Raw genomic sequence first — 14,903 nt, 5'->3', positions numbered from 1 at the left:
TATTTGTTATATAATATATATTAATTCATTTTGAATAATCTTAACATTAATCCCATTATATTATTCAATATTAAATGAATATATACAGTAAGGTGCAAATTAATACTTAGGGGGCTTAATTTATGGTAATGAAAGTCGAAAAATTAAAAGTAAATTTTAAGACATTAGAGGAGTTTAAAAAATTTAAAGAATATGGAATCCAAGAGCTTTCTATGCTTGAGGACCTAGAAGCAAATATGGTTGATAATGATAGTGAATCTCCTTTTTATGGTATATATTTCGGAGACAAACTAGTAGCACGAATGAGCCTATATCAAATAGACTCAAAGTTTGATCGATATTTCTATCCTCCGCAAAATTACTTGGAGTTATGGAAACTCGAGGTTTTACCAGAATATCAAGGCAAGGGTTACGGGAAAACACTCGTAGAGTTCGCCAAAAACTTTGGTCTCCCAATTAAAACAAACCCAAGAGTACAATCAAGAAACTTTTGGGAGCATATGAATTTTACAAATGTTGAATATGATATGGAACGCGACAGAGGAGAAAATCCACTAGTCTGGTACCCAGAAGGTGTGGAAGCACAACATAATTAGGAAAACACTTAAGCTATAAAATGAAAAAGCGGACTCCATGTCCGCTTTTTACTATTTTTCAATTCTTTCGAGGTTCCCGTTTTTATCCATTTGAAATTTTACTTTTTGCTGTCTATCTTCTTCTTGCAAGACAACCATTTTCCGGGCTCTTTCCATAATCTCAATTAAAGAACGGTAGTCCTCCTCAATCGCTTTTAGGTTTTTGGATAATCTTTCATTTTCTGCCGCGAGCGAATAAGCTTTCTTTTCAAGTTCCTTTATTTTTTGAACGGACTTCTCTTTTGCCTCTTCAATGCTTGAGGCAGCGGAAGCTTTTTTATGGAGGTTTTCTAAGAAGTGCAGTACAGATTGGAACGTTACACCCTCACTCATGTGAGTAATAGCTGAAGTGGTCTCTTCATGGGTAAACTCTTTCTGATAATCTGTTTCTTTAGGTACTGTCTGTTTTTTTAATTCTTTCCGTTGTTTTTTTGCCAGTTCAATTCCTGATTTATATTGCTTCCTTACAAACGAGTTCCAGCGGAATCCGCAGGCAGCTGAAGTTCGAGAAAGCTGTTTCCCAACTTCTTCAAATGCTTGGAGTTGTGTCCCGCCTTCTCGAATATGCCTTAACACAACTTCAGCAAGCAATAAATCTTCATCTTGGGACCATGCATCTTGGCGAGTTGGTGACATAAGTCAAATCCCTCCTAGTGTTTTTATTCATACATATGCATCTACTAGAAAAGATAGACTGATAAACAGATTGTCTTTATGCTTATTTCTGTATTTTTTTACTAATGAAATGTTGGACATAACTATGATGAGATTCGCTTTCCCATAGGACACTGCAATTTCTGACTTCTTCTTCTATTCTTTCTCGAAGCTTATTTTCCTCCCATTTTCGAATCCACATCATTTTATATGATTCTAACACACTCAATTCCACTGTTAATAGCTTCTCCAAATAGGCTTCACAGGCTGCAATCGGGTCCTGTGAATAAAGATGATCTATAAAGCCAGTTTCTCTTAAATATTCTACAGGTTTTAAGTCAGCTTCCATTAAAAGCTTCATACTGCTTGAGGCAGGTAGTTTTTCTGCTAAAATGGCCCCGCCGCCCCAGCCTGTTGTAATAGCCTGCTTACCTTGAATAAACCCAGCTTTTATTCCTTCTCTCGCTAAACGGAAATCACACGCTGCCGCCAGCTCACAGCCCCCGCCGACGGCCGTTCCATTAATCAGGGCAATCGTCGGTTTTGTTAATGTCAATAGCGAATATAGAATATGAGACATTTTTGATAGCATTTCATAGGCCTCTTCTTTTGTTCTAAGCTGGTGAAATACAGATAAGTCTCCGCCTGAACAAAATGCAGCGTCACCTTCCGCTGTAATCACAAGCGCCTTAATTGAAGGGTTGCCAGCTAATGAAATGGCTTCTTTTAATCCCTGCATGACATCATAATTAATTGCATTTCTTTTTTCTCTCCTTGCGATTGTGAATAATAAGTATCCATTATCTTTTTTCTCAATAGAGTAGGACAAACAGCATCCACCTTTCTTTCCTATAATGTATGTAAATTCCCGAGTAACGACAAAAGCACAAGGGCATATTAGCGCCTTGTGCTTTATCCTAATGGAAATTAGTCGTTAACAACGTCTTTCCCTTTGTATGTTCCGCAAGCTTTACATACGCGGTGTGAAAGTTTCATTTCACCACAGTTTGGGCAGCTTACCATACCAGGTACGTTTAATTTAAAATGTGTACGACGTTTTCTTTTTACAGTTTTAGAAGTCCTTCTAAAAGGTACAGCCATTCTTCCCACCTCCTTAAAGAGTATTAAGAAAGTAATGAAGGCCAGGAATGCTGGTTCTTCACTTTGCTTCTTGTTTTCTAGATTATGATTCGGAAGAAGAATTGTTTTTGTCAAAAAACTTTGCAAGACCTGCTAGTCTTGGATCAATCTTCTTGGATTGATCTTGATCATGAACAACTTCCCAGTCCTTACCGGATTGTGGTGCAGCATCTTCATGATTAACATCCTCACAGAACACCTGCATTGGAACTTCTAGTAAAAGGATTTCTCTAATGACCGGCATTAGATCAATTACTTCCCCTTTTACTTGATATACTTCCTCTTCAGTTTCATATTCTGAACCTTGTAAGAGGAAAGTTTCAGTTGTTTCGACATTAATCGGAAGTTTTACATCCACTAAAGTACGAGAACAAGGCAGGATTAAATAACCTTCTATTTTCAAATGAAATGTTACTTTTGTTGAATCAATGTCCCCCCGACCGGTAATATGCATCGGAGATACTTCACGAATCGATGGATCCGTTTCAATAATTTCATCAACTCTAATCGTATCATCAATCAGAAAATCCTTGTTTCGATATTTTTGTAATTGGCTTAATGTCCATTTCAATTGAATCACCCCAAGGCAACAAAGGTAATTATAGCCTTCGATTAAATTTTTGTCAATGTTTTTTCTTTACACCTAAAATGAAGATTTTAATTTTACTTTTTTCCAAAAAAACTTGCTACATACTAGTTTACCCATATCCATATCAATACAATCCCTGCTTACTATTCTTATGAATTATTATCTTATCATGGTAAATTTTGCTATAATACGATTACTGTAAAAAAACCATTTTATTCTAAAGAATAAGGAGATAGTAATGCATGAAAGCTGTTGGTGTAATTGTTGAATATAACCCATTTCATAATGGACATGCCTATCATCTACAAGCAGCAAAGGAAACAGCGCACGCTGATCTTGCCATTGCTGTTATGAGTGGAAATTTCCTTCAACGAGGTGAACCTGCCCTTGTTTCTAAATGGTATCGGACAAAAATGGCACTCCTTAGCGGTGTTGATATAGTTTTAGAACTTCCCTATCCTTTTGCAACACAAAAGGCCGAAACCTTTGCTAATGGTGCTGTGTCCATTTTAGATGCCATTGGATGTCAGTCACTATGCTTCGGCAGTGAAAGCGGAGATATTTCAACCTTCCAACAAACTGTTGAATATATGAATACACATAAAGAACATTTAGATGAAAAAATAAAAATGAACATCAAAACAGGTGTGAGTTTCCCTAAAGCATTATCGTTGTCTTTTCAATCCTTGTCAAGTACTGAAAATGTTTTGAGCTTAGATAAGCCAAATAATATCCTTGGTTTTCATTATGTAAAAGCGATAAGAAAGCAAAATAGTTCGATTGTTCCTCTCACAATAAAGAGAAAAAATGCCGATTACCATGATGAACACTTTACTGCCGAGACAATTGCCAGTGCAACAAGCATAAGGAAAGCCTTATTTTCTTCTGCAGCAGGAAATAGTGCCATTGAACAATATGTTCCTGAAGCAACAAGCACTTTACTCAAACAGTATCTTAAAGAATATGGAAACTTTCATGAATGGGAAAATTATTGGAATTTATTACGTTTTCGCCTGCTCCATAGCAGTCCAAAAGAACTTAGAGAAATTTACGAGGTAGAAGAAGGCATAGAAAATCGTTTAATAACTGCTGCACTTGATTCCGGTACTTTTAAGGAATTTATGCAAAAAGTCAAAACTAAGCGCTATACTTGGACTAGACTTCAAAGAATTTGTGTTCATATTTTAACTAATACAAAAAAATCAGAAATGAGCACCACCTTAGAAAAGGCTGCTTATTTACGGCTATTAGGAATGACAAAGACAGGAAAAGAGTATTTAAATAAATACAAATCCCAATTTAACCTTCCACTCGTCTCAAAAATATCAGCTTATAAAGAAAACTTTATTTCACTTGATATCAAAGCATCACGTGTTTATTCTTTCGGGTTACCAACACAACATGCAGAAATCCTTTTACACCAAGAATATAAACAACCTCCAATATATGTTGAAACAGAAAGATGATGCCTTTTGGCACCATCTTTTTTATTTCTTCGGTAATTTTTGTAAGTAATTGATGGCATCATCCAGTAAATCTACCGGCACAATCTTCATCTTTGAATTAATATCTTTTGCTGTCTTTACCGCTAGATTATAATTTGAATCACTGATACCCTTTTCATTCGGTGCGAAGAAAATGTCTGCTCCTGCCTTGTCAGCTGCAACAATTTTTTGGTCAATCCCCCCAATAGGTCCAACTGCTCCTTTGGAATCGATTGTCCCTGTTCCTGCAATTTTGTAGCCTTTCGTATAGTCCTCTTCCATTAACTGATCATAGATTTCTAATGCGAACATTAATCCTGCAGAAGGGCCGCCAATTTCGTCGGTCTTAACGGTCACTTTAGGATTTACAAGGATTTCCTTATCATCAACCAAGGAAATTCCAATTCCAACCTTATTGGGGTCATCTTTGAAAGCTTGAAGTGCAACTTTTACATTTTTTGTTTTATCATTGCTCAAGATAGTTAACTCAACGTTTTCCCCCGCCTTTTTGCTGCCCACATATTCAATAAAATTTTCAGAAGATGTAAATTTCTGATTATCAACCTCAATGATTCGATCGCCAGGCAGTAATTTCCCCTCCGCAGGCATATCTGGAACTACCTGGACCACGTAGACACCCTTATACTCGTATTCAACTGGATACCCAGCCTTTTTATAAGCTGCTTCAATTGCATTAAGTTTTGAGCCTGCCATCATGTGAAGTTGTCTAGCATTGTATTCTTCCTGCGTTTCCGTTTCATGTAAGATTTCATCTACTGGGTAGAGTTCTACATAATCAAAAAGCATCGCTTCAGCATAAGAATAGATATTGGCTCTTCCCATTCTTATAGTGGTAAGCATAAAACTGCCCTTACCTTCTTCCGCGTCCTCTACCTGGATGATGGGGGCTAGTTCTTTTGCTATCCCCGGCTTTGATACATAGTATGGCAATGAATAAAATATGCCCGCAATCATTAACAATGCTATAACAATCGAAGAACTGACAAATATTTTTCTTCTCATAGCATTTTACACCTTCCATCCCTCTATTACCTTTTTTATTTGTTCTATATGTTTTTTTGCTTCTTCTTCTCCAATAGTTATGATTTCGTCAATATTTGTAAATGCACGTGAGCTATATACCTCAACAGGCGGACGAATCATAATATCAGAAGCAATCTCACGATTAATTAAGATTTCTGTTTGCATGATATCAATACTCTGCATAATTACATCATAAATAGAGGTGATTTCCGCATTACGCTTGACTCTCGATACGTCAACAGCGACCACTATATCAGCACCCATTTCCTTTGCAACAGAAACCGGCACCCTATCTGACACCCCCCCGTCCACTAAAATTCTTCCATTATATTTTTCCGGGACAAATATGCCGGGAATAGCTATGCTTGCTCTTACAGCCTCAGCAACAGGACCTTTCTTAAATACAACCTTTTCACCAGTAAGTAAGTCGGTTGCCACGATGCCTAATGGAACGGACAGATTTTCAATATTTTTACCATGAGTAAAAACCCTTATGAAATCCTTCACTCTTTTTCCTGCAATAAAGCCCATTTTCGGTACAGTAAAATCTAAGAAATATTTACGTTTAAATGCCGTTGATAATTTATATAATCGGTCCATTTCAATACCCGCACTGTAAAAGCTTCCAACTAATGCTCCCATACTGCTGCCGGCAATTATATCAATAGGAATTTCAGCTTCCTCCAGAACTTTAATGACCCCTAAATGGGCAAATCCCCTTGCTCCGCCGGAACCAAGCGCTAGGCCTATTTTAGGACGCTCCATAGCATTCCCTCCTTTTCATAAGCTTTATTAGCATTATGACAATACAAAATGTGTTAGGAGAAATCTCGTTCAATCTTATGGTCTAAATTAGCGTTCTATGAGTATATTTGTGTTATATGGGGGACAAGGCCAGAGTAATTACGAGTGAATAATCCTTATTTTAACATTATTTATTTATTCAGTATAACAAAACCCTCGGGAAGGAGGCTTTTTCTTTGTTTCAATCTAAATTAAAAACAATCTTATTATCAATATCTGCCATCATTTTAGCTGGGTCCATGATTGCATATCCTAAGGAGTCTTTTGAAGCCTCCATCCGCGGACTTAATATGTGGTGGGAAATTGTTTTTCCCTCATTGTTACCGTTCTTTATTGTATCTGAAATGTTAATTGGTTTTGGAGTTGTTAAGTTTATTGGTGTGTTATTAGAACCGCTCATGAGACCTTTGTTCAGAGTACCTGGTGTTGGCGGGTTTGTTTGGGCAATGGGCATGGCATCTGGGTTTCCAGCAGGGGCTAAGTTAACTGCAAGGCTTCGTCAGGAAGGTCAGTTAACCCAAATTGAAGCAGAAAGGCTAGTTTCCTTCACAAATTCCTCAAATCCATTATTTATCTTCGGCGCGGTCGCAGTTGGTTTTTTCCACAACCCGCATTTAGGAGTCATTTTAGCATTAGCTCATTATTTAGGAAATATTTGTGTGGGGCTAATGATGAGGTTCTATGGTAGTGAAACTCCAAATAAAACAAAGGACAAGCAAGGAAAATTTATTCTGAGAAATGCATTTTCAGTATTACATCAAACTAGAATAAATGACAACCGGCCAATCGGGAAACTTCTAGGAGATGCCGTAAGTTCTTCCATTCAAACTTTACTAATGGTTGGTGGATTCATTATTATATTTTCGGTTATCAATAAACTTCTCTTTCTTCTACATATAACGGCTGCACTCGCAAAAGGGTTTGATCTAGTTCTTTCATCATTAGCATTTCCAGAAATACTGAGTATTCCATTCATTTCAGGATTGTTTGAGATTACAATGGGAAGTGATTTAACAAGCAGGGCCGGGGACGCTACATTGCTCCAGCAAGCGATTATAACTAGCTTTATCCTAGGTTTTAGCGGGTTTAGTGTTCAGGCACAGGTTGCTAGTATATTAGCCCAGTCTGATATTCGCTTTAAACCGTTTTTCTTCGCAAGAATTGCTCAAGGTGTTTTCGCTAGTTTCTTTGCTTTTATTTTGTGGAAACCAATTTATATTCGTTTTTATCAGACCGAAGAGCCATCAAATGCAATACCAGTTAGTATTTTTGGAGAAGGTACATTGCTCCATACTTTATATCATAAAATAATTGAACTGGGTCCCATCATTACGATACTTTCCTTATCCCTATACGTTATGCTGTTATATTTTCAATCCATACGAACACCAAAAAAGCCATAGGTTTCCCTATTGGCTTTTTAGCTTATCGATTAAATTTTTTATCCAATGCATTTTTCACGACAGGTGGAACAAGCTCTGAAATATTGCCATTGTATTTCGATACTTCCTTGACAATACTTGAACTTAAGAATGAATATTGACTATTCGTCATAATAAAAAAGGTTTCGATTTCATCGTTCAGGACTCTGTTCATAGAGGTAATTTGCATTTCATATTCAAAGTCAGAGACCGCACGTAAGCCTCGAATGATTGCATTCGCGTTAACAGACTTAGCATATTCAACTAGGAGACCAGAATGTTCATCCACCTTAACATTTGGAAGATCCTTTGTTACTTCCTTAATTAACCCCATCCGCTCTTCCACTGTAAAAAGCGGGTTTTTCGATGAATTATTCATGACGCTCACATAAACCATATCAAATACCTTAGCGCCCCGCCTGATGATATCCAAATGACCATACGTTATGGGATCAAAACTCCCAGGACAAACAGCAATACTAGCCACAAAAAACTCCCCCTTATTCTTCACTATGCTGCGAATAAATTGTTATTGCAATTATTCCGTACTTTTCATGCTTATATTGTGTATATTCCCCTGAACTTTCTGGCAATTCCACATCGTGACTATGCTCGCAGATTATGTATCCGCCTGTTGTTAATAACCCATATTCCGAAATTTTTTCCATTAAATTAAGTAACTGCTGCTTTTTATAAGGCGGGTCTAAAAATATGTAATCAAATTGAATATCTCTTTTCATGAGTACTTTTAATGCTCTGTCAGCATCATTACGATATACTTCGGCCTTGTCCTCCATCTTACAAGCTTGGATATTCTCATATATAGTTTGAATGGCTTTTCTGTCTTTGTCGACAAATATGACTTTATCCAGCCCTCTGCTTAGTGCTTCTAATCCTAATCCCCCGCTGCCAGCGAAAAGGTCCAGCCCTATTCCACCTACAAAATATGGTCCAATCATATTAAATAATGCTTCTTTTACTTTGTCAGTTGTTGGTCTGGTTGAATTTCCGGGAACTGCTTTTAAGGCTCTTCCTTTACAAACTCCTGAAACGACTCTCAATCATTATCACCACAATTTTTTCAGTATTCTATTTTATCATTATCCTATCATAATTGAATAAACTAGCCAACTTGCCGGATTATTTTGCGAAAAATTATTTTAACACGTATAAGCTTGTTAGTTGTGGAGATAATGTTACTAACAACATCAATTCGAGGATGTTGTTGCCAACCGCGGAGAAGACTTACGTTTCCCCATAAGTTCTTCCTCCGGTTTCTCCTCTCCCTTTGCCTTCTATCCTTATATAAGGATGTAGAAGGACCCTGCAGATGTATATCTGCAGGGTTTTTTCTTTTCTTTAAAGATTTATTATTAAAAATATGATAAAGTATGGAATGAATTCTTAAGGGAAAGGAGTGTTATCTTTGATACAACGCTTTATTGAACTAGGCGAAGGGTATTCTGATATATATGAGTTACTTGAACTAGCAAAAGCTAATCAACACCGGCTTCTTCATATGATGGCATTGCATACTGAAAAGAATGAAAAACAAGTAACATCTTTAGTACTTGTTTTGCAGCTCACAGACCCTGGTAAATTCCAAGCGCTTTATATTTGCCGTGAAGGGATTCCCAATCCAAACTTTATCCCTAACAAAAGATATGATTTGTTTCAACAAACAGCAGAGGAACTCGGAAAGCAAATTATTCAACTTTCTGTTAAACCTTCAACTATTTTTCATGAAAAAGACCTGTACTATCAACATTTAATCGCAATATTAAGACTTAATCATTATATTAAACCACTTCATTAAAATAGAAAGCGGAAGCGCCCTTTGGCACTTCCGCTTTCTATTTTATATTCCCATTTTATAATCATACTCTTTAGCTTTATCTGGTGCTGCATTTTCGAATTCCATCTTTAAGAAAGGTTTATATGACGGTTCTACTTTCTTAACAAATGAAAAGGAATTTATTTTTTCCATAATCACTTCAAGTTCATCCTGATTACAATATAGTACCACATATTTTAATTTTTTTGAGACGTAATGAACATTCCCAAAGCGTCTTAACATTTTTGCCTGCTTTAAGGAGTAGAGCCAAATAACCAATCCTTGCCTTTGAACGAACATACTTCTTTTCCCCTTCAATAAACCATCATTTTAATAAGTCTAGCATATTAAAACACTCTTTTTCAATTTAAACTTTACTGATGATTCGGTAATTTTACAAAAACACCAAAGGATAATGGTGATTCTTATGGATTTAGAGCCGATCTGGCAGCTATTTATTGAGAGACTTTCAGTGTCTAACCATATTTCAAATGTCCACTGGAAAAAAATAACCGGAATTCCATTCTTATATATTCTCGTATCCCCAAATTTACCACAGCGGACTCTTGAGGAAATCATTTACAAATGTTCAATAATCGCAATGAAAGGTCACCGGCTGCACCATGAGACCATTTTTGTGCGCCAGGATGGGCTGTTATTGGTTTTTCGTCACCGGTTTTATGTACCTCAAGAAAAAATGTTTTGCTGCGGAAATCTATGCGCTGATTGTACACGGTTAATTAGATAACAAAGAACGGCTTAATCAGAATTAAGCCGTTCTTTTTAAGCTGAACAACTGCAGCTTCCACCGCCGCCACAGCCTGCACTGTGGGAATCAGTTTGGAAAAATGGGTTGCCTGTAGGAACCTTAATATGTTTAGAGACCGCACCGCCCACTTGCATGCTTATTTCATCGAGCAGACCTTGCAAATCATTCTCTGCTAACTTGAATTCAGCCACGTGTGGATCTAAGTCCATCTCCCGTTTATATTCACGAATTTGACTCATTACCCTTTTATAATCTGGGTGGTATTTGCCAAACCGCTGCACCTCTTCATAAAGATCCTTAAGGTTTACAAAACGGTTAATCTTCTCTTGTGTTTCCTTATTTGTCTGCATCTTATATAGGCAAATTTGATATTGTTCTACAATATCAGATTCTAATACCATTTGTGCTAATTGCTCAGCATGTTCCAAAAGTTCTACTCTTTCTGATGTAGCAAGCATGTACGCCCACCTCCACTCACATTTTACCATGAATGTGTGTTGAAAGTGAAATAAACTGTCACCTAGGGATATTTACCAAGAACTTATTCGTTAATCCATATGATTTGTTTTCAAGGTCAATGACTTCCAATTTAATCTCATGTTTTCCAGGTGAAAGATCTTTAATGATAAAGGCTGCTGCGTTTACCTCTCTTGTTTTTTTTCCATCGATCCAAATTAATAATTTACCTGTCTTCTGACCTTTTTTGTCTGATTGGCGGAAGCTGATTCCGGACAAAATACATTCTACAAATACATCCTTACCCTTTGTATTAGATTGAACAAAGAACGACGGAGTCTTTTCCAATATTTCACCATATAATGGTGAAACAGTTGAACCTTGAAAACCGGAAAGGATACTTACAGAGAATATAAAAAGAAAGGTTAATACCATGTACTTTTTCAAATCCATCACTCCTTTTTCTGTATTGTTCACCTCGATGATTATTTTTACTCTTTACCGGCCCTAAACGAAAAAAGACCACGAAATAGTGGTCTTTTTTCAATCTTGGTCTTTCATTGATTGAAGCATGTAAAACATCATAGAGGCCATTTGTACATTATTTGAAAATTTTTCAACCTTATGTGGAATCGTTTTTTTATAGTAATGCAGTGACTCAATTTCTAAAGATTGTAGATCATAGGGGTTCCTAGATAGTTTTCGATACCAAAGCGGCTGTTCTCGTATGAACTTTTTCAGTTCTTTTTGGCCATTTAAAAAATCTAATACATCTCTTCTCATGGAAATTTTCCCTTCTATTAGTCTTTACGGAATGAAAATGGATGTCTGTGTTCAGCTTTTGATGAGACCTGTTTAGGTTGATTGCCCTGGAATTGAGAAATTACCCCCTGAATAGCCCCCAACGCTTGACTTAAGTTATTAACATAATGCTGAATTTGATTCGGATCCATTTTTTGAACAGTCCCTAGTATAGTTGATATCCAGTCTCCTTTTTTGTCCTCTTCCTTTTCAGCACTAGGACTAGATTTAACACCTAACGATTCCCAGCGGTTATCTTCTTCGCCAAGCAGGTACCAATCTTCATATAACTCCTGCCAGGTTGAATTTCCATTCCGTACTTCCTTAATTAACGCCGGGTTATTCTTTACAAACTCTTTAAATTTAATCACGGAAGGATGTAAACTTTTCTGCATCATACTTCACCCCTGCCTAAATCCAATGTGCCTATTATACGATATGTACCGAATGAAAAATTGTGAAAAACCTGCTTGCTGTAAATATTATCGTATAATGGTAAGATGACTTTAGAAAGAAAAAATGAGAGAGGGAATACAAATGAAAGATGTACTGCATCAATTATTAAACCAATGTATTGAAAAAGGAACAGAAGAGGATTTACATGCTCTTACCTACTTATTAGAAGGATTTCAAAAGAAGATTGATAAACCGTATACACAATATATAGACGGACTTTTACATATGGAAAGAAAAATAGATAAAGAAAAAAAAACCTGTGAAATTACAGTGCCATTAAATGCTGTATGGAATAATTCGTTAGATATTGTCCATGGAGGAATTACCGCAACTTTACTTGATACTGTTATGGGAACAGCAATAAATGCCATCCTAAAAGAAGGGTACGGGGCGGTAACGAATCAACTGAATATCCATTATATTGCACCTGGTACAGGTGATACCCTCCGATGTAAAGCTGAAATCATTCATCATGGAGCGAAGACGGCTGTGATTTCAGGAGAAGTCTTCCGGGATGATGGTAAGAAAATCGCACATGGTACAGGTACGTTTTTCATCATTCAAAAAAAAGGGTAAAAGAGGAGAAGTCCATATGGTTACTGCGGTTGTCATTCCGATCCTTTGCCTTTACTTCTATTGGATTACTAGGAAAGAAATGAAACAAAATGATCAAAAGTGGCTAAAATCTGCCGAGGTAAAAAAAGAGGCCGTTCTGACCGGTGAAATAAAAAGCTTTAACCCAGAAAGACAACGTTTTTATTATCATCGCTATATTCTTGTATATGAACTTTCCCTCCAAACAGAGACGAAGTTAGTAAGAGCAAGAAAAATCATTCCAATCAGAAATAATATTCAAATCGAAACGTTTTCGGTTGGAGAAGTAATTAGAATATATGGCAGCTGGAAAGGTAATGTATTTCAATTTGACGAATATTCTAAAGTAAAAAAAGGTGACTAGTGAGCCGCCTTTTTTCTTTATCTTCTATTCCTCTAATTTTTGAATAAAGTTTTGAGTATAATATTTTTGAAAAACTCCAACACCCAGATGAGTGAAATCGTCATTTAATAAAGATTCTCGATGTCCTTTACTATTTAACCATCCCTCCGCGACTGCGGGGGCATCCGTGTAATTAGCAGCAATATTTTCACCAGCAGCCTTGTAGGCTACCTTTGCTGCTTCCAGCCTATCAGAGAGACTTCCAAACTTCTTTGAGGTATGAGAGAAGTCATTGTTTTCTGACATATCCTTACTATGACCGTAGGCAACTGCTGAGGTGTCCTCATCCCATTTTAAAATATTTACATTATGCCTTATTCGCATAACATTGGTTATATCAAGGATTTCTTTCTCGGTTCCTTCCTCTATGAGTCTCCACAACTCTTCACCAGGCTCAGGTGCTTCAATTAATTCACCGCTATACACTAGTTCGTATGGCCGCTGTTTAATAAGAGTTTCCTCGTTTAAAAAACGCACACTAGATAGGCTTCCAGTAAATTGATCAATATATAATTGGACAAAAACATCACCCAATTTTATTAATGGACGAATATTTAAATCAGTATCATTCAACTCGAATCGATAAGAATTTCCGTTAAACTCAATATCTATATTTGTATCTACAGACTGCGAATTAAATATTTCTTCAATTGGCTGTCCAATTTTAAAAGGTGAAACATCCAAGTCATCACCTATTGCAAAAACTGTCACGACCTTGTTATTCTCCACACCCACCTGTACATAGCGGGAATATTCAGTATTATAAATATACCATTGGTACCCATATAATGATTCATCGATTCTTTGTGGTTCCCCTAGGATTCCTTTTAAATAGGAGAGATCTTGGCCTATTAATAAGCCTAATCCACTGTTTGGCTTTTCTCCAGAAGTTTTCTCTTGAATACTTTTTTCCTGATTTTGATATAATGATTCATTCATTTCTAACGTTTGATCATCAGTTATTAACACTTCATTATCGCCATTTTCATTCACACTAACATAAAAACCAATTGTTACGAAAATAGACGCTAGGATGAGGATTCTGAAGAGAGTACGCAGTTGTATTCACCCTCTCTATTACTTTTCATTCATAATATGTCTTATTTTAATAATTATATCACCATTATCATTGTAAGTAATAGAGAATATTAAACTTGTCTGAAAAATATAATTTATGTAAAAAAAAACAGATACACCGTTTGATGTACCTGTTTCTCTTTTTAGTGTTGTACGCCATTATAATTTTGCTCTGAGATTTCTGTAAGTGCCTCTTTAGCTTGGTCATCGGTCAATTTTCGAATTGCAAAGTCTCCAAGAGAAACAATACCTATTAATTTATCCCCTTCAACAACAGGAAGACGGCGTATTTGGTGCTCAGCCATTAAATTTGCTGCTTCCTTAGTGGTTGCATCTTTTGAAATGGTTACAAGTTTACTGCTCATGATATCTTCTACTTTCGTTGAACCCGGGTGTTTTTCAGCAACACCTCGAACCACAATATCACGGTCAGTAATCATCCCAACAAGCTTTTCCTGATCCACAATAGGGATCGCTCCAACATTTAATTCTTTCATTTTAACTGCTACTTCAAAAACATTATCCAACAAAGTGCAGCACTCTACATTCTCTGTCATAATATCTTTTATCTTTTCCAAATCTACGCCCCCAGTTTACAAAGTTTTTCCTTAACATTTTCTTATGTTTACCAAAAAGGAATGATTTATTCGGTGATGTATCGTTGCAAGTTTATACATTTTCAACTATTATTAAATTGAATTAATTTGCTTAGGTAAGGCATTGTTTCTAGGAGGGACTATTT

21 protein-coding genes are annotated in these 14,903 nt (G+C 36.4%); 6 read left to right on the top strand and 15 right to left on the bottom strand.

Annotated elements, in window-relative coordinates; genetic code table 11:
- Nucleotides 1-122: 122 nt before the first annotated feature.
- The gene (locus SFC47_RS02270) at nt 123-596 is read left to right on the top strand and encodes an N-acetyltransferase (protein WP_411252643.1); all 474 of its coding nucleotides are present in this window, start codon (nt 123-125) and stop codon (nt 594-596) included.
- 51 nt (nt 597-647) lie between these two features.
- Here SFC47_RS02270 and SFC47_RS25880 read toward each other — a convergent pair whose 3' ends face one another.
- The 4 genes from SFC47_RS25880 to SFC47_RS02245 form a co-directional block, all read right to left on the bottom strand.
- Nucleotides 648-1,271 carry an RsfA family transcriptional regulator gene (locus SFC47_RS25880; protein ID WP_486348371.1) on the bottom strand — a complete coding sequence of 208 codons (624 nt, stop codon included), beginning with the start codon at nt 1,269-1,271 and terminating at the stop codon, nt 648-650.
- 82 nt (nt 1,272-1,353) lie between these two features.
- On the bottom strand, nt 1,354-2,118 hold the full coding sequence (locus SFC47_RS02255; protein WP_411252642.1) for an enoyl-CoA hydratase/isomerase family protein: 765 nt from the start codon (nt 2,116-2,118) through the stop codon (nt 1,354-1,356).
- A gap of 98 nt (nt 2,119-2,216) precedes the next feature.
- Complete coding sequence (gene rpmF / locus SFC47_RS02250) at nt 2,217-2,390, bottom strand: 50S ribosomal protein L32 (RefSeq protein ID WP_063251584.1); 174 nt, start codon at nt 2,388-2,390, stop codon at nt 2,217-2,219.
- A gap of 82 nt (nt 2,391-2,472) precedes the next feature.
- Nucleotides 2,473-3,000 (bottom strand): YceD family protein, encoded by a 528-nt coding sequence (locus tag SFC47_RS02245; protein WP_411252641.1) that lies wholly within the window; start codon nt 2,998-3,000, stop codon nt 2,473-2,475.
- Nucleotides 3,001-3,260: 260 nt separating this feature from the next.
- Here SFC47_RS02245 and SFC47_RS02240 point away from each other — a divergent pair, with 260 nt between their 5' ends.
- Nucleotides 3,261-4,484 carry a nucleotidyltransferase gene (locus tag SFC47_RS02240; protein WP_411252640.1) on the top strand — a complete coding sequence of 408 codons (1,224 nt, stop codon included), beginning with the start codon at nt 3,261-3,263 and terminating at the stop codon, nt 4,482-4,484.
- 21 nt (nt 4,485-4,505) lie between these two features.
- Here the strand turns inward: SFC47_RS02240 and SFC47_RS02235 are convergent, their stop codons facing one another.
- Complete coding sequence (locus SFC47_RS02235; RefSeq protein ID WP_411252639.1) at nt 4,506-5,525, bottom strand: SepM family pheromone-processing serine protease; 1,020 nt, start codon at nt 5,523-5,525, stop codon at nt 4,506-4,508.
- 6 nt (nt 5,526-5,531) lie between these two features.
- Nucleotides 5,532-6,311, bottom strand: coding sequence for a patatin-like phospholipase family protein (locus SFC47_RS02230; protein ID WP_411252638.1), 780 nt, complete (start codon nt 6,309-6,311; stop codon nt 5,532-5,534).
- Between the two features lie 215 nt (nt 6,312-6,526).
- Here SFC47_RS02230 and ylbJ point away from each other — a divergent pair, with 215 nt between their 5' ends.
- The gene (ylbJ, locus tag SFC47_RS02225; protein WP_411252637.1) at nt 6,527-7,753 is read left to right on the top strand and encodes a sporulation integral membrane protein YlbJ; all 1,227 of its coding nucleotides are present in this window, start codon (nt 6,527-6,529) and stop codon (nt 7,751-7,753) included.
- A gap of 22 nt (nt 7,754-7,775) precedes the next feature.
- On the opposite strand, the gene coaD is transcribed toward ylbJ, so the two are convergent.
- Nucleotides 7,776-8,258, bottom strand: coding sequence for a pantetheine-phosphate adenylyltransferase (gene coaD / locus SFC47_RS02220; protein WP_411252636.1), 483 nt, complete (start codon nt 8,256-8,258; stop codon nt 7,776-7,778).
- Nucleotides 8,259-8,271: 13 nt separating this feature from the next.
- A complete protein-coding gene (gene rsmD, locus SFC47_RS02215) occupies nt 8,272-8,832 on the bottom strand; it encodes a 16S rRNA (guanine(966)-N(2))-methyltransferase RsmD (RefSeq protein WP_411252635.1) in 561 nt (186 codons plus the stop codon).
- Between the two features lie 365 nt (nt 8,833-9,197).
- Between rsmD and SFC47_RS02210 the strand changes: the two genes are divergently transcribed.
- Nucleotides 9,198-9,587, top strand: a complete 390-nt coding sequence (locus SFC47_RS02210; protein WP_411252634.1) for a DUF7147 family protein — start codon at nt 9,198-9,200, stop codon at nt 9,585-9,587.
- Nucleotides 9,588-9,629: 42 nt separating this feature from the next.
- Here the strand turns inward: SFC47_RS02210 and SFC47_RS02205 are convergent, their stop codons facing one another.
- The 5 genes from SFC47_RS02205 to SFC47_RS02185 all read right to left on the bottom strand — a co-directional run bounded on the left by SFC47_RS02205 (nt 9,630) and on the right by SFC47_RS02185 (nt 12,029).
- Nucleotides 9,630-9,905 carry a YlbG family protein gene (locus SFC47_RS02205; protein ID WP_045515404.1) on the bottom strand — a complete coding sequence of 92 codons (276 nt, stop codon included), beginning with the start codon at nt 9,903-9,905 and terminating at the stop codon, nt 9,630-9,632.
- 483 nt (nt 9,906-10,388) lie between these two features.
- Entirely contained in the window at nt 10,389-10,832 is a 444-nt protein-coding gene (locus SFC47_RS02200; RefSeq protein WP_411252633.1) for a YlbF/YmcA family competence regulator, read from the bottom strand.
- 58 nt (nt 10,833-10,890) lie between these two features.
- Complete coding sequence (locus SFC47_RS02195; RefSeq protein WP_411252632.1) at nt 10,891-11,277, bottom strand: hypothetical protein; 387 nt, start codon at nt 11,275-11,277, stop codon at nt 10,891-10,893.
- A 96-nt stretch (nt 11,278-11,373) separates the two neighbouring features.
- Entirely contained in the window at nt 11,374-11,613 is a 240-nt protein-coding gene (locus SFC47_RS02190) for a YlbE-like family protein (protein ID WP_411252631.1), read from the bottom strand.
- A gap of 17 nt (nt 11,614-11,630) precedes the next feature.
- Nucleotides 11,631-12,029 (bottom strand): YlbD family protein, encoded by a 399-nt coding sequence (locus SFC47_RS02185; RefSeq protein WP_411252630.1) that lies wholly within the window; start codon nt 12,027-12,029, stop codon nt 11,631-11,633.
- A gap of 139 nt (nt 12,030-12,168) precedes the next feature.
- Here SFC47_RS02185 and SFC47_RS02180 point away from each other — a divergent pair, with 139 nt between their 5' ends.
- A complete protein-coding gene (locus tag SFC47_RS02180) occupies nt 12,169-12,663 on the top strand; it encodes a PaaI family thioesterase (RefSeq protein WP_411252629.1) in 495 nt (164 codons plus the stop codon).
- A 16-nt stretch (nt 12,664-12,679) separates the two neighbouring features.
- A complete protein-coding gene (locus tag SFC47_RS02175) occupies nt 12,680-13,045 on the top strand; it encodes a hypothetical protein (RefSeq protein ID WP_411252628.1) in 366 nt (121 codons plus the stop codon).
- Between the two features lie 24 nt (nt 13,046-13,069).
- On the opposite strand, the gene SFC47_RS02170 is transcribed toward SFC47_RS02175, so the two are convergent.
- Both SFC47_RS02170 and SFC47_RS02165 read right to left on the bottom strand, forming a co-directional pair.
- Nucleotides 13,070-14,077 carry a CAP domain-containing protein gene (locus SFC47_RS02170; RefSeq protein ID WP_411252627.1) on the bottom strand — a complete coding sequence of 336 codons (1,008 nt, stop codon included), beginning with the start codon at nt 14,075-14,077 and terminating at the stop codon, nt 13,070-13,072.
- Nucleotides 14,078-14,304: 227 nt separating this feature from the next.
- Nucleotides 14,305-14,739 (bottom strand): CBS domain-containing protein, encoded by a 435-nt coding sequence (locus SFC47_RS02165; protein ID WP_411252626.1) that lies wholly within the window; start codon nt 14,737-14,739, stop codon nt 14,305-14,307.
- Nucleotides 14,740-14,903 lie beyond the last annotated feature (164 nt).

This window comes from Neobacillus niacini, from assembly GCF_046591715.1.
Taxonomy (GTDB): Bacteria; Bacillota; Bacilli; order Bacillales; family Cytobacillaceae; genus Neobacillus; species Neobacillus niacini_L.
The sequence above is the reverse complement of the archived record's forward strand: the minus strand, read 5'-3'. Positions and strand labels throughout refer to the sequence as shown.